General features: G+C 36.0%; 19 protein-coding genes. 17 read left to right on the forward strand and 2 right to left on the reverse strand.

Features of this window, described 5'->3' with window-relative positions; all coding sequences use genetic code 11:
- Positions 1–47 precede the first annotated feature (47 nt).
- The 12 genes from fabF to greA all read left to right on the forward strand — a co-directional run bounded on the left by fabF (position 48) and on the right by greA (position 13,758).
- Positions 48–1,280: a beta-ketoacyl-ACP synthase II gene (fabF, locus tag FNL60_RS02345; RefSeq protein ID WP_002262537.1), complete on the forward strand. Its 1,233-nt coding sequence runs from the start codon at positions 48–50 to the stop codon at positions 1,278–1,280.
- Positions 1,281–1,282: 2 nt separating this feature from the next.
- Positions 1,283–1,771 carry an acetyl-CoA carboxylase biotin carboxyl carrier protein gene (gene accB / locus FNL60_RS02350; protein WP_002262538.1) on the forward strand — a complete coding sequence of 163 codons (489 nt, stop codon included), beginning with the start codon at positions 1,283–1,285 and terminating at the stop codon, positions 1,769–1,771.
- Complete coding sequence (fabZ, locus tag FNL60_RS02355) at positions 1,768–2,190, forward strand: 3-hydroxyacyl-ACP dehydratase FabZ (RefSeq protein ID WP_002262539.1); 423 nt, start codon at positions 1,768–1,770, stop codon at positions 2,188–2,190. Before accB ends, fabZ begins: the two co-directional genes overlap by 4 nt.
- Positions 2,191–2,357: 167 nt before the next feature.
- On the forward strand, positions 2,358–3,728 hold the full coding sequence (gene accC / locus FNL60_RS02360) for an acetyl-CoA carboxylase biotin carboxylase subunit (RefSeq protein WP_002271042.1): 1,371 nt from the start codon (positions 2,358–2,360) through the stop codon (positions 3,726–3,728).
- A gap of 8 nt (positions 3,729–3,736) precedes the next feature.
- Complete coding sequence (accD, locus tag FNL60_RS02365) at positions 3,737–4,603, forward strand: acetyl-CoA carboxylase, carboxyltransferase subunit beta (protein ID WP_002262541.1); 867 nt, start codon at positions 3,737–3,739, stop codon at positions 4,601–4,603.
- Positions 4,600–5,370 (forward strand): acetyl-CoA carboxylase carboxyl transferase subunit alpha, encoded by a 771-nt coding sequence (locus FNL60_RS02370; protein ID WP_002262542.1) that lies wholly within the window; start codon positions 4,600–4,602, stop codon positions 5,368–5,370. Before accD ends, FNL60_RS02370 begins: the two co-directional genes overlap by 4 nt.
- Positions 5,371–5,485: 115 nt before the next feature.
- Complete coding sequence (locus FNL60_RS02375) at positions 5,486–8,578, forward strand: DEAD/DEAH box helicase (protein WP_002273599.1); 3,093 nt, start codon at positions 5,486–5,488, stop codon at positions 8,576–8,578.
- A 61-nt stretch (positions 8,579–8,639) separates the two neighbouring features.
- Positions 8,640–9,230 (forward strand): hypothetical protein, encoded by a 591-nt coding sequence (locus FNL60_RS02380; protein WP_002274235.1) that lies wholly within the window; start codon positions 8,640–8,642, stop codon positions 9,228–9,230.
- 16 nt (positions 9,231–9,246) lie between these two features.
- Positions 9,247–10,578, forward strand: coding sequence for a UDP-N-acetylmuramate--L-alanine ligase (gene murC, locus FNL60_RS02385; RefSeq protein WP_002262545.1), 1,332 nt, complete (start codon positions 9,247–9,249; stop codon positions 10,576–10,578).
- Positions 10,579–10,630: 52 nt separating this feature from the next.
- Complete coding sequence (locus FNL60_RS02390) at positions 10,631–11,122, forward strand: GNAT family N-acetyltransferase (protein WP_002272998.1); 492 nt, start codon at positions 10,631–10,633, stop codon at positions 11,120–11,122.
- Between the two features lie 95 nt (positions 11,123–11,217).
- Positions 11,218–13,140 (forward strand): endolytic transglycosylase MltG, encoded by a 1,923-nt coding sequence (gene mltG / locus FNL60_RS02395; protein ID WP_002280168.1) that lies wholly within the window; start codon positions 11,218–11,220, stop codon positions 13,138–13,140.
- Between the two features lie 135 nt (positions 13,141–13,275).
- A complete protein-coding gene (greA, locus tag FNL60_RS02400; protein WP_002262548.1) occupies positions 13,276–13,758 on the forward strand; it encodes a transcription elongation factor GreA in 483 nt (160 codons plus the stop codon).
- A 413-nt stretch (positions 13,759–14,171) separates the two neighbouring features.
- On the opposite strand, the gene yidC2 is transcribed toward greA, so the two are convergent.
- Positions 14,172–15,104 (reverse strand): membrane protein insertase YidC2, encoded by a 933-nt coding sequence (gene yidC2, locus FNL60_RS02405; RefSeq protein ID WP_002280169.1) that lies wholly within the window; start codon positions 15,102–15,104, stop codon positions 14,172–14,174.
- A gap of 91 nt (positions 15,105–15,195) precedes the next feature.
- Complete coding sequence (locus FNL60_RS02410; protein ID WP_002262550.1) at positions 15,196–15,474, reverse strand: acylphosphatase; 279 nt, start codon at positions 15,472–15,474, stop codon at positions 15,196–15,198.
- Positions 15,475–15,506: 32 nt separating this feature from the next.
- Here FNL60_RS02410 and FNL60_RS02415 point away from each other — a divergent pair, with 32 nt between their 5' ends.
- The 5 genes from FNL60_RS02415 (at position 15,507) to FNL60_RS02435 (ending at position 19,553) form a co-directional block, all read left to right on the forward strand.
- The gene (locus FNL60_RS02415; RefSeq protein WP_002272556.1) at positions 15,507–16,247 is read left to right on the forward strand and encodes a TrmH family RNA methyltransferase; all 741 of its coding nucleotides are present in this window, start codon (positions 15,507–15,509) and stop codon (positions 16,245–16,247) included.
- 34 nt (positions 16,248–16,281) lie between these two features.
- Positions 16,282–16,785, forward strand: coding sequence for an HD domain-containing protein (locus FNL60_RS02420; RefSeq protein WP_002262552.1), 504 nt, complete (start codon positions 16,282–16,284; stop codon positions 16,783–16,785).
- Between the two features lie 19 nt (positions 16,786–16,804).
- A complete protein-coding gene (locus FNL60_RS02425) occupies positions 16,805–17,494 on the forward strand; it encodes a Bax inhibitor-1/YccA family protein (RefSeq protein ID WP_002262553.1) in 690 nt (229 codons plus the stop codon).
- Between the two features lie 188 nt (positions 17,495–17,682).
- Positions 17,683–18,933, forward strand: coding sequence for a diaminopimelate decarboxylase family protein (locus FNL60_RS02430; RefSeq protein ID WP_002264059.1), 1,251 nt, complete (start codon positions 17,683–17,685; stop codon positions 18,931–18,933).
- Positions 18,934–19,304: 371 nt separating this feature from the next.
- On the forward strand, positions 19,305–19,553 hold the full coding sequence (locus FNL60_RS02435) for a YneF family protein (protein ID WP_002262555.1): 249 nt from the start codon (positions 19,305–19,307) through the stop codon (positions 19,551–19,553).
- The last annotated feature ends 26 nt before the right edge of the window (positions 19,554–19,579 follow it).

A 19,579-nucleotide genomic window follows, 5' to 3' on the forward strand; every position in this document is an offset into this window, starting at 1 on the left:
GCATTTTTAAATTTAGAATATATTCCCCCAATAAAAGGAGAAAAGGTATGACATTAAAAAGAGTTGTAGTGACAGGTTACGGCGTAACATCGCCAATCGGACATACACCAGAAGATTTTTGGAATAGTCTTCATGATGGTAAAATCGGTATTAAACCAATTACTAAGTTTGATGCTTCAGAAATTCCTGTTTTCAATGCAGGCGAAATTCAAGATTTTCCATTTGATAAATACTTTGTTAAAAAAGATAAAAATCGTATGGATACTTACTCTCTTTATGCCATTTATGCAGCCATGGAAGCTATTGAAAATGCTGCACTTGACATGGCACAAGAAATTCGTGATCGTGTTGGTGTTATTGTATCCTCAGGTATTGGTGGTTTACAAGAATTAGAAGATCAAATCATTCGTATGCATGAGCGTGGCATGAAACGCATTAAACCAATGTTTATCCCTAAAGCTCTGTCTAACATGGGAGCTGGAAATATTGCCCTCAAGATTGGCGCACAAGGAGTCTGCAAATCCATTACTACAGCTTGTGCTTCAGCTAATGATGCTATTGGTGAAGCTTTCCGTGAAATTAAATACGGTTTTCATGATGTGATTCTTGCAGGTGGTTCAGAAGCATCCATTACTAAGATTGGTATTGGTGGTTTCAACGCTTTGACTGCTCTTTCTACAACAGAAGATCCAGCGCGTTCAGCTATTCCATTTGATAAAGATCGCAATGGTTTTGTCATGGGTGAAGGTGCTGCCGTTCTTATTCTGGAAAGTCTTGAACATGCTCAAAAACGTGGGGCTAGGATTTTGGCAGAGGTTGTTGGTTATGGAAGTAACTGTGATGCCTACCATATGACAACACCGACTCCTGATGGTTCGGGTGCTGCTAAGGCTATTAAATTAGCAATTAATGAAGCAGGTATCTCACCAGAGGAAGTCAATTATGTTAATGCTCATGGTACATCAACACAGGCCAATGAAAAAGGAGAAAGCAAGGCAATCGTTGCTGTTTTAGGTAAAGATGTACCTGTCTCTTCTACAAAATCATTCACAGGCCATCTTCTTGGTGCTGCTGGCGGTGTTGAGGCTATTGCCACTATTGAAGCAATTCGCAATCATTTTGTACCTATGACAGCTGGCACTAAGGAACTTTCAGAAGATATTGAAGCGAATGTTGTTTATGGTCAAGGTCAAGAAGCAGATATCAAATATGCTATCTCAAATACCTTTGGATTTGGCGGACACAATGCCGTTCTTGCCTTTAAGCGTTGGGAGGATTAATTTTGAATATTTCAGAAATTAAAGATTTGATGGCACAATTTGATACGTCAAGTCTGAGAGAATTTTCTTATAAGAATGGGACAGATGAATTGTCTTTTTCAAAAAATAGGCAGGGCTCTATCAGTTCAGTCCAAACAGTCCCCGTTCCTGCTGCTAATTCAGTTTCGACTGTTGCATCGGTAGACGCTGAAGCGGTACCAGCTATCTCTAAAAATGAAGAAAGCACAGCGGCAGCTCCAGTAGCTGAAACAGCTGAAGGGGAAATTGTTGAAAGTCCGCTTGTTGGTGTAGCTTATTTAGCCTCAGCTCCTGATAAGCCAGCTTTTATTTCAGTTGGCGACAGTGTTAAAAAAGGACAGACTTTACTTATCATTGAAGCTATGAAGGTTATGAATGAAGTTCCAGCACCAAAAGATGGCGTTGTCACTGAGATCTTAGTGGCTAATGAGGAAGTCGTTGAATTTGGAAAGGGATTGGTACGTATCAAATGATTGACATTAGCAAAATTCGTGAAGCTCTTCCTCATCGTTATCCAATGTTATTGGTTGATCGTGTTCTTGAAGTTAGTGATGATGAAATTGTTGCCATTAAGAATGTAACCATTAATGAACCCTTTTTCAATGGTCATTTTCCCCAATATCCTGTTATGCCGGGTGTTCTGATTATGGAAGCATTGGCACAAACAGCAGGTGTTCTGGAATTATCAAAAAAAGAGAATACAGGGAAACTTGTCTTTTATGCAGGTATGGATAAGGTGAAATTTAAAAAACAAGTTGTTCCTGGAGATCAACTTATTATGACGGCTAAGTTTGTTAAGCGTCGTGGAACAATTGCAGTAGTTGAAGCTAAGGCAGAAGTAGATGGGAAATTGGCTGCAAGTGGTACCTTAACTTTTGCCATTGGAAATTGAAATTCTATAACTGCTAGTTTTTAAGAGTTTGTTCCCACAAATACACGGAAAGGAATTGAATCCGGGCTAAAGACATTGTGAAAAGAATAATTTGCTTGTATCATTAGAGAGATTTCTGCAGATTTTCTATTTCCGTTTTGTTTTTTTAGCCTTTGGTATCTTATTTTATGTTTAAGAAAATTTTGATTGCCAATCGTGGTGAAATCGCTGTGCGTATCATTCGAGCAGCCAGAGAATTAGGAATTGTGACTGTTGCAGTTTATTCAGAAGCAGATAAAGAATCGCTTCACACCCTCTTAGCAGATGAGGCTGTATGTGTTGGACCGGCTAAATCAACGGATTCTTACCTTAATATGAATGCTATTTTATCAGCAGCTATTGTAACTGGGGCTGAAGCTATTCATCCAGGTTTTGGTTTTTTAAGTGAAAATTCTAAATTTGCAACTATGTGTGAAGAGATGCGTATTAAGTTTATTGGTCCATCTGCATCTGTTATGGACAAAATGGGTGATAAAATTAATGCACGTTCTGAAATGCTTAAAGCCAAGGTTCCTGTTATTCCAGGGTCAGATGGGGAAGTTTTTACTGCCCAAGAAGCATTAGAAATTGCCCAAGATATTGGCTATCCTGTTATGCTGAAAGCTTCTGCTGGTGGTGGTGGTAAGGGCATCCGTAAGGTTGATAAAAAGGAAGATCTAACAGCAGCTTTTGAGTCAGCCTCTCAAGAGGCTCTATCAGCTTTTGGCAATGGCGCTATGTATCTGGAAAAAGTCATTTATCCCGCTCGCCATATAGAAGTTCAAATACTGGGGGATTCTTTTGGCAATATTATTCATCTTGGTGAACGTGATTGTTCATTGCAACGTAATAATCAAAAGGTCTTAGAAGAAAGCCCTTCTATAGCTATTGGGAAAACACTTCGTGGTAAAATGGGTGATGCAGCAGTTCGTGCCGCTAAAGCGGTTGCTTATGAAAATGCCGGAACAATTGAATTTCTCTTGGATGAGGCTTCAGGGCAATTCTATTTTATGGAAATGAACACACGTGTTCAGGTCGAACATCCTGTAACAGAATTTGTGACTGGTATTGATATCGTTAAAGAACAGATTAAAATTGCTGCTGGTCAAGAATTGACTTATCAACAAAAAGATATTGTTATTTCAGGGCATGCTATTGAATGTCGGATTAATGCAGAAAATCCTAAATTTAATTTCGCACCTAGCCCAGGTAAAGTTGAAGATCTCTTTTTACCAAGTGGTGGCGTTGGTTTACGTGTTGATAGTGCTATGTACAATAACTATACTATTCCGCCTTATTATGACAGTATGATTGCCAAAATCATCGTTCATGGAGAAAACCGCTTTGATGCTTTAATGAAAATGCAGCGTGCTCTGTATGAATTTGAAGTAACTGGTGTGGTTACGAATGCAGAGTTTCAACTGGACTTAATTTCTAATCCAAATGTTATTGCTGGTGATTATGATACTTCTTTTTTGATGGAAACTTTTTTACCCGCTTATGCTAATGATAAAGAATAGGTGTTGATATGGCTTTATTTGAAAGAAAAAACAAGTATATTCGCATAAATCCTCAACGCTCGATGAAAAAGACAAAGGAGCGGGAGACTCCTGAAGTTCCGGATGAATTATTTGCTAAATGTCCTGCTTGTAAACACATGATCTATCAAAAAGATTTGGGTCTAGAAAAAATTTGCCCTAAATGTTTTTATAATTTTCGTATTTCAGCTAAAGAACGATTAGCTATTACAGTTGATGGAGACTCTTTTCAAGAAATGTTTACAGGCATTAAAAGCAAGGATCCGCTTAATTTTCCTGCTTATCAGGAAAAGTTAGCAGCAACTCAAGCTAAAACAGGACTTGATGAAGCTGTTGTAACAGGAACTGCTGAGTTTACAGGACAAAAAGCAGCGCTGGCTATTATGGATTCCAATTTTATCATGGCTTCAATGGGGACTGTTGTTGGTGAAAAAATTACGCGCCTTTTTGAGTATGCCAGAGAAGAACGATTACCTGTTGTCATTTTCACGGCTTCAGGAGGAGCTCGTATGCAAGAAGGTATCATGAGCTTGATGCAGATGGCTAAAATTTCTGCTGCTGTAAAGCGACATTCTAATGCTGGACTTTTTTATCTCACCGTATTGACCGACCCTACAACGGGTGGTGTCACAGCGAGTTTTGCTATGGAGGGCGATATTATTTTAGCAGAACCTCAGACCTTAATTGGCTTCGCTGGACGCCGTGTCATTGAGACAACTGTTCGTGAAACCTTGCCCGAAGGATTTCAAAAGGCAGAATTTCTTTTGGAACATGGTTTTGTTGATGCCATTGTTAAAAGAACAGAATTAAAGAAAACAATTGCTAAGCTGCTCGCATTTCATGGAGGTAGCAAATGAGTGATGTATCAAGAATACTCAAGGAAGCTCGTAGTCAATCGCGTTTGACAACTTTGGATTATGCAGAGCAAATTTTTGATGATTTTATGGAACTACATGGAGATCGTCATTTTGCAGATGATGGCGCTATTGTTGGAGGTATTGGCCTTTTGGATGGTCAAGCAGTAACCGTCATTGGCGTTCAAAAAGGAAAGAATTTACAGGATAATCTTAATCGTAATTTCGGCCAACCCAATCCAGAGGGTTATCGGAAAGCTTTGCGACTGATGAAACAAGCGGAAAAATTTAAAAGACCGGTTGTCACTTTTATCAACACAGCAGGGGCTTATCCGGGTATTGGAGCTGAAGAGCGCGGTCAAGGAGAAGCGATTGCCAGAAATTTGCTAGAAATGAGTGATCTTAAAGTTCCGATTATTGCTATTATCATTGGTGAAGGAGGCTCAGGTGGAGCACTAGCTTTAGCGGTTGCTGATAAGGTTTGGATGCTTGAGCATACGATGTATGCAGTACTTAGTCCAGAAGGTTTTGCTTCTATTCTCTGGAAGGACGGCAGCCGCTCAATTGAAGCCGCTGAACTAATGAAAATTACAGCTGGTGAATTGCTCAAAATGGAGGTTGTTGACAAGGTAATTCCTGAACATGGCTATTTTTCAAGTGAAATTATTCAAATGCTCAAGACCAATTTAATTGAAGAATTAAAGAATTTGGATCAATATCCTTTGAACGATTTACTTGAAAAACGTTACCAACGTTTTAGAAAGTATTAAAAATTAATCTCATCTTTAGGTGGGATTTTTCTATTTTTTTAAAAGGTTTTTTCACCCAAGAAAAGTCTTTTTAGATATGTTATAATTAAGAGATAAAAATAAAGGTGGAAAAAAGATGAGTAAATTGATTCCTGGGCGTGTCCGCAATGAGGGCATCCACTTTTATGAAAAAGATTTGGTCTCTATTCTAGAAGAAAAAGATAACTCACTATTAGTGCAGGTTGCTGATTATAAGATCCAATTTTCTCTTGAAGATGATTTAGTTTCTTGTCCTTGTAGCATGTTTCAAAAAAGAGGTTATTGTTCTCATTTAGCTGCAGTTGAACATTATTTGAAAAATCACCCCAAAGGTAAAAATTTGGCTGATAATTTGCTAGCTGATGAACAAAAACTTGAAGAAAGAAAAGAGAAAACTTCCTTTGGCAGCCTCTTCCTTGATGGTTTAAACATGAATGAAGATGATGATGTTAAATATCGTTTATCTGCTCAAGGCAGTCAAAGTCCTTTTTCTTCTGATTTTTGGTGGACTTTGAAAATCAATCGTTTACCCGATGAACGTTCTTATGTTATTCGTGATATAAAAGCTTTTTTATTATTGGTGAAGAAGGAATCTTATTATCAGATAGGAAAAAATTACTATGAACCGCTTTCCCTGCTGCAATTTGATACTGCCAGTCAGGAGTTAATTGAGTTTTTATGGCGCATTCTGCCAGATTCAAATCAAGTAGACACAGATTTTATTATGCCTAATCATTCCCGTAATCTAACTTTTACAAGCGGTTTTTTTGAAGAAGGAGTGACACTTTTAAACCAACTCTATGATTTCTCTTTTGAAGGAGAGCATCAGGATTATCATACTATTAATTTTGCAGAGTTGGATAGTTCCAATCAATTTTATCATTTTAAGATAGTTGTTCATCGTCAATCAATTGAGTTGATTATCAAAGAAAAAACAGCAACTTTTTTCTTTGATAATCACTATTTACTCTATCATAATACCTTTTATCATCTGAACAATAAGCAAAGAAAATTGGTAACTGCAATTAGAAGTCTGCCTTTAGAAAAAGACTTGGCAAAACATATTTATTTTGATTTTGAAGATCAGGCTAAATTAGCAGCAAGCCTTTTAGACTTTAAGACTCTTGGTGAAGTTGAAGCACCAGCAAGTTTTGATATTCGTGATTTTGATGTAGTATTTACGTTTAGTCTATTAGCTAATCGCGAAATTCTGTTGGAATTGACTTTTGATTATGGACAGATAAAAGTGTCCAATGTCAAGGGAAAAGAGGCTCTTCCTTTTGCTAGCAATTTTAAAAAAGAAAAGAAGATTGCTAATCTTTTGAAACAGTATGGCTTTTCACAAGGTTTTAGGTCTTATCATCCCCCTTTATTAGATGAAGAGCTTTATAACTTTTTTACAGAGACCTTAAGTCATTTTGAACGGTTTGGTAAGGTATTGCTTTCACCTTCTATTGAAGCGTTACGTTATCTTGAAAAACCTCAAATTGATATTAAGACCGAACAGGGATTGTTGGATATTTCTTTTGATTTTTCAACAATTTTTGAAAATGATATTGATAATGCCTTAACAGCACTTTTTGAAAATCATTCCTATTTTGTTAGTCAATCAGGGAAATTAATTATCTTTGATGAAGAAACCCAAAAGGTTAGTCAAGCGCTGCAAAATCTGCGTGCACAAAAACCTCATAATGGACATTTGCAGATTAATAAATTCGCAGCTTATCAAGTCTCTGAAACCCTTCAGAATATGGATAACGTTCACTTTTCAGAGGACTTCAGTCAATTAGTCAAAGATTTACGGCATCCAGAAGATTTTTCTTTACCAGAATTTGAAGTTAATGCCAGTTTACGTGATTATCAGGTCAGAGGTATTAAATGGATGTCTATGCTTGATAAGTACGGTTTTGGTGGTATTTTGGCTGATGATATGGGTTTGGGGAAAACTTTGCAGACCCTTTCTTTTTTAACAAGCCGCTTAGATAAAGATTCTAAAGTCTTGATTTTATCACCTTCGAGTTTGATTTATAATTGGCAAGATGAATGTCAAAAGTTCACCCCTCAGTTAGATGTTGCCGTCTCATACGGTTTAAAGGCGGTAAGAGATGAGATTATTGCAGAAAATCATCAAATTACAATTACTAGTTATGCATCATTCAGGCAAGATTTTAATCTCTATAATCAACTGAACTTTGACTATTTAATCTTAGATGAAGCTCAAGTTATGAAAAATACTCAGACTAAAATAGCGCAAAGTTTGCGTGCTTTTGATGTCAAAAATTGTTTTGCCTTATCAGGTACACCTATTGAAAATAAACTTTTGGAAATTTGGTCCATTTTTCAAATTGTCTTGCCTGGACTTTTACCCACTAAAAAAGAATTTCTTAAAATGGAACCACAAAGTGTGGCTCGCTATATCAGTCCTTTTATCATGCGCCGCCGCAAAGAGGATGTCCTGCCCGAATTGCCAGATTTGATTGAAATTAATTATCATAATGAATTGTTAGATAGTCAAAAGGCGATTTACTTGGCACAATTGCGTCAGATGCAAGACGGCATTCGTCATTCTTCTGATTCTGAAATTAATCGGCAAAAAATTGAAATTCTTTCAGGTATCACACGTCTACGTCAAATTTGCGATACGCCAAAACTTTTTATGAATTATGATGATGACAGTGGGAAATTGGCTAGTTTACGTGAGCTTCTACTACAGATTAAAGAAAATGGGCATCGAGCGCTTATCTTCTCTCAGTTTCGTGATATGCTTGATCTAGCAGAAAAAGAAATAGAGGCCTTGGGTTTAACGAGTTATAAGATGACGGGTTCAACTCCTGCTAATGAGCGTCAAGAAATGACGCATGCTTTTAATAATGGCAGTAAGGACACTTTTTTAATTTCCTTGAAAGCTGGCGGTGTCGGTCTTAACCTAACAGGAGCAGATACGGTCGTTTTGATTGATCTATGGTGGAATCCAGCCATTGAGATGCAGGCTATTAGCCGCGCTCATCGTATTGGTCAAAAAGAGAATGTTGAGGTTTACCGTATGATTACTCGAGGAACAATAGAAGAGAAAATTTTAGAACTTCAAGAAAGCAAGAAGAATTTAGTAACAACTGTGTTAGATGGAAATGAGAGTCGTGCCAGTATGAGTATTGAAGAAATAAAAGAAATTTTAGGAATTTCTTCATGATACCTTTTAAAAAAGTTATTTTTAGTTTATAATAGGAATGTTTCAGAAAGGATGTGAGTTAATGAGTCGTGAAAGAAAGTTTCCTTTAGTCGATGATAATGACGTTGTGGTTGCAGTTCCTAAAACAATGCGTTTATATGAAAACGAAGACTTGATTACAAATATCCACGGGCCTTATGAAGATAAGGTTTACAACGACGTAACTCAAGATTATCAGTTTATACCTGATAATCCTAATCCTCAGAAAGTAGCTTCAGACCGCCTTGTGACACAAAAGGCAGGAAAAACTTATGCCGAATTAGCGCGTGAAGAAGCCAGATGGGATCTAAAAAAGAAAAGACAATCTTTAATTGCAAATGATTACCCTAAATCGGTTTCTAGAACAAGTACCAAAAAATCTGAAAAAGCAATTAAGGCTCCTAAGAATGAGTTGGGACGTTTTTCCGATCATCTCCATCAAGATACTTATATCTTGGCTGAGCTTCCCAAAAATTATTCAGAGCCAAAAAATCCTTCTAGAAAAGAGAACAAAAAAAATAACTATGATTTCTTGAAAACGAGTCAAATTTATAATCAAAAAGAAAAGCAAGAATATCAAGAGCGTCATGTGGCCCAAGAACTAAATTTGGAACGCTTTGAAGATGTTAACTAGAGGAGAAGAGAAAAACATGTCTAAAACCATTCACTTTATTGGAATCAAAGGCTCAGGAATGAGTGCCTTGGCGCTGCTGCTTCATCAAATGGGGTATAAGGTACAAGGAAGTGATGTGGATAAGTATTATTTTACCCAACACGGATTGGAAAAAGCAGGAATTCCCATTCTACCTTTTGCGGAGTCCAATATCACTAATGATATGGAAATTATTGCTGGAAATGCTTTTAGAAAAGATAATAATATTGAAGTAGCCTATGCTCTCGAAAATGGTTACCATTTTAAACGTTACCATGAATTTTTAGGTGAATTTATGAATCAATTTACCAGTCTTGGCGTTGCCGGAGCCCATGGTAAGACCTCCACAACTGGACTTTTAGCTCATGTCTTGAAAAATATCACGGATACCAGTTATCTTATCGGTGATGGTACGGGACGTGGTTTAGCTAATAGTCAATATTTTGTTTTTGAATCAGATGAGTATGAGCGGCATTTTATGCCCTATCATCCCGAATACTCTATCATTACTAATATTGATTTTGATCATCCTGATTATTTCACTGGTGTTGATGATGTTTTTGCTGCTTTTAATGATTATGCGAAACAAGTCAAAAAAGGTCTTTTTGTTTACGGTGAAGATCCTTATTTACGCAAACTGACGTCTTCAGCTCCAATTTATTATTATGGTTTCAAAGATAATGATGATTTTGTTGCTTATGATATCATGCGCTCAACGAATGGTTCTGATTTCAAAGTAAGGCATGGACAAAATGAACTAGGAAGCTTTCATGTACCAGCCTTTGGTCGTCACAATGTTTTAAATGCGACGGCTGTTATTGCTAATTTGTATATTGCTGGTGTTGAGATGGATTTGGTTCGTCAGCATTTAAAAACTTTTTCAGGTGTTAAGCGACGCTTTTCTGAAAAATTAATTAATGATGTTACCATCATTGACGACTTTGCTCATCATCCAACGGAAATCATTGCAACACTTGATGCTGCTCGTCAGAAATATCCCTCTAAAGAAATTGTCGCCATTTTTCAACCGCATACTTTTACTAGGACAATTGCCCTTTTGGATGAATTTGCACAAGCTTTAAATGAAGCCGATAGTGTTTATTTAGCACAAATTTACGGCTCTGCACGTGAAGTTGATCATGGAGATGTGAAAGTAGAAGACTTAGCAGATAAAATTGTTAAACCTGCTAAAGTTATCACTGTTGACAATGTCTCTCCTCTTTTAGATCATCATAATGCTGTCTATGTCTTTATGGGGGCTGGTGATATTCAACTTTATGAACGTTCATTTGAAGAATTATTATCCAATTTAACTAAGAATACACGATAAAAGATCTCTTTACTTTTTAGTAAAGACTTTTTTTCTAAAGGAGGAGAAAAAGATGCTTATTCGACAAGTGACAATGGAAGATTTAGAAGATATCATCCGAATCGAAAATGATAATTTTTCAGCTGAAGAAGCAGCAACATCTCAAGCTTTAAAGGAGCGTATTGAAGTCATAGCAGATACTTTTTTGGTTGCTGAGCAAGATGATCAGATAGCTGGCTATGTTGAAGGGCCTGTTATCAACAGTCGTTACTTGACTGATGATTTATTCCATAAGGTTAAACCCAATCAAGAAAAGTCGGGTTATATTGCTGTTACAAGTCTTTCGGTTGATAAAGCATTTCAAAAACAAGGCGTTGGTACAACTTTACTAGCTGCTCTTAAAGATTTAACTGTGGCTCAAAACCGGCTGGGAATTCATTTAACCTGTCATGATTATTTGATTTCTTACTATGAGATGAATGGCTTTAGTAATGAAGGATTGTCAGAATCAACTCATGGAGGAACCGTTTGGTATAATATGATTTGGGAAAATCCTAAGATTTAGTTGTATGTTACACGGCTGTAATGTAAAATTGATAAAATTGCCTTTAAAGCGTTTTTAGGTTATAATAACTTTTGATAAACATTAGGAGGCCGGCTTTGACTGATATCTTTAATGATAGAGAAAAGAAAGAAGCTCAACAGACGAAAAGTTTTAAAGAAAAAATTTTAGCAGACATGAGAAAGGCTAAGCAATCACGTAAAAATCGTGATATTAGTCAAGTGAAGAAGGGAAATGTTGCTAAGGATCACCAAAAGTATTCTGATTCAGCAGTGCAAAAACAGGATAAAGAAGAAACACGAACTGTTATGCCGATTCCTGAAGGAAATATTACAGATAAAGATGTTGATAATGTTCTGGCTAATTTAGATGAAATTTTTGCGCCTGGGCAACTGAATCATTCTGATCAAATTAATGAGAAGGAAAATTCCCAACAAATTACAGGGAAACAATCTTCTTCCTTAAAGACTGGTTCTGCTACTCAAGAAACTGAAACTTTTCAATCTAAGGAAAGTTTGACACTTCCTAATAAAAAAACATCAGAAAACAAAGTTTCTGATGTTTTGGAAGTTAAAGTAAAAAAAACGAACAATTGGGTTGATGATGGTGAGGCAGAAAATTGGCAATTACCTGATTTGACTGAAAAATTGACAAATAATAATGATGAAGAAACAAAAGAATTGCCTTTATCCAGTTTGGCTGAAAAGACCAACTCAGAATCGGAAATGAAACATAGTGTCAAAGAAACTGAAGAACTCTTAAAACAAGAGAAAAAGCTATCTTCAAAATATGATAAAACAAAATCTCAGACAAAAGCTAGTTCCAAGGAAAAGGATGTGACAGCTAATTTGAACCAAAAAAGACAGCAGCATTATAAAAAAACAAATAGACTCGCTAAAAAGATTTCAACTGTCTTGATAACTTTTATTTTAATTTTATTGTTAGGAACAGGACTTTTTGGTTATTATTATGTTTCGAGTGCTATAAAGCCATTGGATGCTCATTCAACTAAGTATATTCAAGTAGAGATTCCTAGTGGTTCTGGTAATCGAATGATTGGTAAAATACTTGAAAAAGCTGGTGTAATCAAGAATGCCACTGTTTTTAATTTTTACACCAAATTCCGTAATTACAGTAATTTACAAAGTGGCTACTATAATTTACAAAAAAGCATGTCTTTAGATGATATTGCTAAAACTTTGAAAAATGGAGGTACGACAACGCCTCAAGCTCCAGTTTTAGGAAAGGTGGTCATTCCAGAAGGCTATACCATTAAGCAAATTTCCAAAGCTATCACTAGCAATGCTAATACCAAAAAAAAGACGGATAAAACCCCTTTTACAGCTAAAGAATTTTTAAAAACGGTTAAGGATAAAGCATTTATTGAGAAAATGGTCAAGAAGTACCCAAGACTTTTGGGAAGTTTACCTGATGCTTCTAAGGTGACTTATCAGCTTGAAGGTTATCTTTTCCCAGCCACATACAGTTATGGGAAAAAGACCAGTATTGAGGATTTAATTGATAATATGTTAGCTGCTATGGATACTAATATGCAAAGTTATTATGATACGATTGAATCTCAAGGAAAGACAGTTAATGACATCTTAACGCTTGCTTCTCTTGTCGAAAAAGAAGGTGCAACAGATGATGATCGAAAGAAAATTGCTGGTATTTTCTACAATCGTATAAATCAGGATATGCCATTGCAGTCTAATATTGCTATCCTTTATGCTATGGGAAAACTTGGTGAGAAAACCAGTTTAAAAGAAGATGCAACTATTAATACTAAAATTGATTCTCCTTACAATGTTTATACCAATAAAGGACTTATGCCTGGGGCAGTAGATAATCCTAGTTTGTCAGCCATCAAAGCAGCAGTAGAACCAGAGTCAACAGATGATCTTTATTTTGTAGCCGATGTTACAACAGGTGAAGTTCATTATGCTAAAACTTATGAGGAACACTCTGCCAATGTTGAGAAGTATGTTAACAAAAAGGTAGCATCAAGCAGTGATTCGTAAGTGAATGAGACAAGCATATAATAATTGTCAGTGTAATCATAGAATTACACCTTGTAAAGCTTACTTGTAACTAAAGAAGCTGGGACTTTGTCCCAGCCTCTTCATGTCTAAATAACTTAGAAAAGAGAAAAAATTATGTCAGAAAAAACTTATCCAATGACTCTTGCAGAAAAAGAACAATTAGAACAAGAACTTGAAGAGTTAAAATTAGTTCGTCGTCCAGAAGTGATTGAACGTATTAAAATAGCACGTTCTTATGGTGATTTATCAGAAAATAGTGAATATGAAGCGGCAAAAGATGAACAAGCTTTTGTTGAAGGACAAATTTCAAGTATTGAAACTAAAATTCGTTATGCTGAAATTGTCGACAGTGATGCTGTTGCTAAAAATGAGGTCGCTATTGGTAAAACAGTTATTGTTCGTGAAGTAGGAACAAACGATGAAGATACTTATTCTATTGTTGGTGCCGCCGGAGCTGATGTTTTTGCTGGAAAAATTTCTAATGAGAGTCCAATTGCGCAAGCACTTATCGGTAAGAAAACAGGTGATAAAGTAATGATTGAATCACCAGCGGGAAGTTATCAAGTCGAAATTGTTAAAGTGAAAAAGACAAAATAATAAGAAGAACTTATTAGAACCATAGTTTCTAACATTTTGATTATTAAAGAGAGATAGGAAAGGGAAGAGTATTTCTGACTTCATCTAGTTTCTCTCTATTCTAAAAAACCTATTCCTAGAATTAAATGACTAGGAATAGGTTTTTTGATGCTTTTCAACAATCAATACGTTTTGTTGAAGAACTCGTATAATCTTTTTAACCAAGCGTTATGGAAGACTTAGCGTAGACGTAGAAAATAGTGTTAGTGGGTCTTTTTAAGATGTTGTGAGTGCCATTCGAGCAGTTGATAATACTGTGAGAACAAGCTATAAAAGATTAGGTGGATCCGTTGATAACAGCTTCCGTTAGTCAATGAGACGATTAGCAACCATTGACTTTGCTATCTTGCTCAGTCTATGAGTATAAAATTGGCTTATTGCTTATGGTGACGCTGTTTACCTGCATTGCGGTTGGACTTTTGCTTTTTAGAGGTTGTAAGCTTTTTATCATTATTGGCTTGTGGAGTGATATCTTTACGAGTATTTGATTTGAAAGGTTTTGGAGGGTTTTTCTTAAATTCTTCATCAATTTGCTTCCGCAATTTTGGTTTAATGATATGGTTTGTGATCAATTGTTGGATGAGACCAAAAATACCACTGACTAGCCAGTAAAGAGCACCTCCAGCAGGAGCACCTATGGAAATCATAACCATCATAATTGGCATCATAAACATCATATTTCTTGTTTGCTGTCTTTGTGCTTCTGGAACACTTAGCGTTGAAACCCAAGACTGAACAAGATAAAGAATTCCAATAATAACAGTGATGATCATATTTGGACTGCCAAGTTTAATACCTAAGAAACTAGCACTGGCGATTCCCTTGGTGTAACGGGTAGAAATATAAAGTGCAGAGAAGAAAGGCATCTGGATCAGCAGCGGTAGACATCCTAAACCACCAAACATGCTCATACCGTAATGACGCTGCGCCTGCATTAATTCTGTTTGAGCAGCCATTTTTTCTTCCTGAGTTTTGGCATTCTTCATGCGTTCTTGAATAGGATCAAAGACTGGTTTTAGATAAGCCATTTTCTCAGATTGGTAAGTCATCTTTCGTACTTGACTAAGACCTAATGGCAAGATGAGAAGACGGACAATAACTGTGACAATGATAATAGCAAAGCCAAATCCCAGACCAAGATTATTAGCTAAATATTGGATAACACTTCCCATTGGGGCAGCAAAAAATTTGTAAACCCAACCTTCACCAGTTGGTTTTCCATTTTTCATCTGCACGCAACCAGATAGGAAAAAAAGCATAGACAGAGCTAAGCCCGAAAATAAAAGACGCTTGTAAATTTTTTTCACGATAATCTTCCTTTGATTTTAATAATACCTATCTATTTTACTGTTTTTTAGTAAAATACTCAATAGTTCTTGAGAATGATTTTGAGATAAATTAATTGGCCATTCTGAAATCATGGTAATCAGAAAAATTTGCTATATTGACGTCAACATAAGTGACTTTAGAAAAAGGAGATGGACCTTTGCGAATTTCTTGAATAAACTTAGCTAGTTTTTCAGCATTATCTGACTGAGCTAGAATTTCTACTGTTCCATCATCATTGTTCCAAACACGTCCATAAATATCCCCTATTTCTAAAGCGAGATTATAGGTAGAATAGCGAAAACCGACACCTTGAACACGACCAGAGACTAGTAATCTGACTTTTTTCATAATTCTTTCTCCTTTTTTGTTATAATATCTTTATGACTATTATAACCTCAAAAGCCAATTCCTTGATTAAAAAAACTAAAAAATTATTACAAAAAAAATACCGTCAATATTCCTATTTGATTGAGGGCTGGCATTTATTTGCAGAAGCACAAGCCAACAATGCTGATATTATTAATATTTTTGTCCTAGAGTGTTATGCTTCTAGAGTATCTGAGTTTCCCAATGTTGTTCTAGTATCAGAGGATATTTTAAAAGATTTATCTGCTTCAAAGACTCCTCAAGGTATTGTTGCTGAAATAGCTTTTCCTAAGCAAGTAATTCCTCAGCAGTTCTTTGGAAAATATCTGCTTTTGGAAGACGTTCAAGATCCAGGAAATGTAGGAACAATCATTCGGACAGCAGATGCAGCAGCTTTTGATGCTGTTTTTGTGTCAGAAAAGACAGCAGATATTTATAATTCCAAGACTCTTCGTTCAATGCAGGGTAGCCATTTTCATCTTCCTATTTATAGAGTCAATCTTTTATCTTTAGTGAATGATTTAAAAAATGCAGATGTTACTACCATTGCGACCACACTATCTGATCATTCCTGTGACTATAAGTCTTTAAAAAAGGTTGAAAATTTTGCGCTTATTATGGGAAATGAAGGGCAAGGCATTACTTCAGAAATGGCTGAACAAGCAGATGTTTTGACCCATATCACTATGCCTGGAAGAGCAGAAAGCTTAAATGTAGCAGCTGCTGCAGCTATATTTATTTTTAGCTTAATTTAAGTTGATATGATATAATAATGGCGAGGTGATAACCATGAAGAAGTATGAACAAGATGAAGAATTCATGAGTCTTGTAGGACCTTTAATTGACCATCCGCGGTTTCAAAAATTGGAAGGTATTATACAGCATCACCATTCTACGCGCTCAGAACATTCCATTAATGTAAGCTATACTAGTTATAGGATTGCTAAAAAATTTGGTTGGGATGCTAAGAGTACGGCTCGTGGCGGTTTGTTACATGACCTATTTTATTATGATTGGCGAGATACTAAATTCAATAAAGGTCATGCCTGGGTTCATCCAAGAATTGCTGTAAAAAATGCTCGTAAGGTAACCAAGCTTAATCAAAAAGAAGAAGACATCATTTTAAAACACATGTGGGGAGCAACCATAGCTCCACCGCGTTACAAAGAGGGTTATATCGTAACTATGGTTGATAAATATTGGGCTGTAAAAGAGGCGATAACCCCTTTAAGAATGAAATGGCAAAAACGCCGTATCTTTCGTCGTAAGTTTTTAGGCAGTCACAATCATTAGAAAAATTTAGGAGAATAAAATGAATAATAACACAATTTACACACAAAGTGATAGCAGGCTTAGCAGTTTTTTTGCTAAGATTTATGGTTTAGTTGGCATGGGAATTGGGCTATCAGCAGTCGTTTCTTATCTTATGCTCTATGTTTTTCGCAATAACATGATAGCTATTATGGTTAATGCGCCTTGGGTTTACTATGTTGCTATCTTCGCAGAACTGGCGCTTGTTTTAATAGCAAGCAACGCAGCACGTAAGAATAGTCCTACAGCTTTACCATTGTTTTTGGTTTATTCAGCTTTAAATGGCTTTACTTTGAGCTTTATTATTGCTCTTTATACCCAAACAACGGTTTTACAAGCTTTTGTTTCATCAGCAGCTGTTTTCTTTGTTATGGCACTTATTGGAGTGACCATTAAAAAAGATTTATCTGGAATGGGTAAAGCTTTGCTTGCTGCTTTAATTGGTATCATTATTGCCAGCCTTATTAATATGTTTATCGGCAGCGGAACAATGAGCTATGTCATTAGTATTATTTCAGTCTTGATTTTTTCTGGATTGATTGCTTATGATAATCAATTGATTAAGCGTGTATATGACTATAATAGTGGAAATGTCAGTGATGGTTGGGCAGTATCAATGGCTCTCAATCTTTACTTAGACTTTATCAATCTGTTTCTTAGTTTACTTCGTATCTTTGGAAGAAATGATTAAAAATATAGGAGTATAGGAAGAACTCAGAGCCTAATATTAATAATGGCTTGCTGAGTGCTTCCTATTTTTTGTATCGGTTAGTTATAAAAGACAATGAATACTATCCTTTTAATGTAGGGATTTTCTAGAGTGATGGTTTCACTCTTTTTTATGGTATAATAAATCAATAATATAATTTTGGAGATCCTATGAAAACACCATTTGTATCAAAAGAACAGCTAGATAAGATCACAGCACAGTTTCCAACTCCTTTTCACCTTTATGATGAAAAAGGCATACGAGAAACAGCTCGTGCTGTCAATAAAGCCTTTGCTTGGAATTCCGGTTTCAAGGAATTTTTTGCGGTTAAAGCAACACCTAATCCAACTATTTTAAAGATATTGCAAGAAGAAGGCTGTGGGGTAGATTGTGCGACTGATGTTGAGTTGAAGATGGCTGATAAACTTGGTTTCGATCGCTCTGCTATTAGTTTTACATCAAATGATACTCAAGCTTCAGAGTTTGTTTTTGCGCGCAGTATCAATGCAACGATTAATTTGGATGCCTATGAACATATTGCTTTCTTAGAAGAAGCAGCAGGACTTCCTGAAACGGTTTCTCTGCGTTTTAACCCCGGCGGTGTGTTTTCGCTTGGGACAGATATTATGGATCATCCTGAAGAGTCTAAATTTGGAATGACTAAGGAACAACTTTTCCAAGGCTATCAAGATTTGAAAGACAAAGGTGTTAAATCTTTTGGCCTACATGCTTTTTTGGCATCTAATACTGTTACTAATGATTATTATCCAACTTTAGCAGCTCAACTATTTGAATTAGCTGTTGAAATAAAAAATGAATTGGGTATCAGCCTTGATTTTATCAATTTGTCAGGCGGTATTGGTATTGATTACTCGGCAGCTGATGAACAAAATGATATTGCTGTTATTGGAGAGGGTGTTCATCAAAAATTTGATGATATTTTAGTTCCTAATGGGCTCAGTCAGATCAAAATTTATACAGAACTTGGACGCTATATGTTGGCTTCACATGGGCATCTGATTACTAAAGTGCTTCATTTAAAAGATACTTATCGTCATTATGTTGGTGTTGATGCCAGTGCTGTTAATCTTTTGCGTCCTGCCATGTATGATGCTTATCATCACATTACCAATATCAGCAACCCACAGGGAACTGTTCAAGTTGTTGATATTGTAGGCAGTTTGTGTGAGAATAATGATAAGTTTGCCAAACGGCGTGAATTGCCAGAAGCGCGTGTGGGTGATACACTTGTTATTCATGATACAGGTGCTCATGGCTTTTCAATGGGTTACAATTACAATGGTCGTTTACGCTCTGCGGAAATTTTACTCCGAGAAGACGGTCAAGCTCAAATGATTCGTCGAGCAGAAACTCCAGAAGATTATTTTGCAACACTTTATGGCTTTAATTTTGATAGATAAAAGAGAGTGAAAAAGGAAATGGTTTTTCTTAACAGTCTTCAACAATTGATTAGGAATATGAAAAGCTGTCAGCTATCAATCGATACTTACCCAATCAACTGATTTTTTCATTTTCAAAATTATAAATAAAAACGATAATGCTTTGGCTAATTTGTAAATAGCTATAAAGCTTAAAAGGGCAGAAAAAGCAAGGAAGCTATTTTTATTGTTTTGATTTTAAAAATGGGTTTCGATATCAACTGCTAGGTTTTGTCTATAATGAGAATCTTGTTTAGTGGCTTTTCTGCCTAAGGCTCTTTTTATGCTATTTTATTTGTGAAAGGGTTTCAAATCTGATATAATATTGATGTAAAAAATTTAGGAGAATAAAAATGAATACTTTTCTTTGGATTCTATTAGTTATTATTGCCTTACTTGCAGGACTTGTGGGAGGCACTTTTATTGCTCGTAAGCAGATGGAAAAATATTTAGAAGAAAACCCACCACTTAACGAAGATGTTATTCGTAATATGATGAGTCAGATGGGTCAAAAACCAAGTGAAGCTAAAGTGCAACAAGTTGTTCGTCAGATGAATAAACAACAAAAAGCAGCTAAAGCAAAGGCTAAAAAGAAGAAATAATCTTTTAGATGAGACTGGGTTTTCCT

Origin of the sequence: Streptococcus mutans (assembly GCF_006739205.1) — a bacterium.
Classification (GTDB): domain Bacteria; phylum Bacillota; class Bacilli; order Lactobacillales; family Streptococcaceae; genus Streptococcus; species Streptococcus mutans.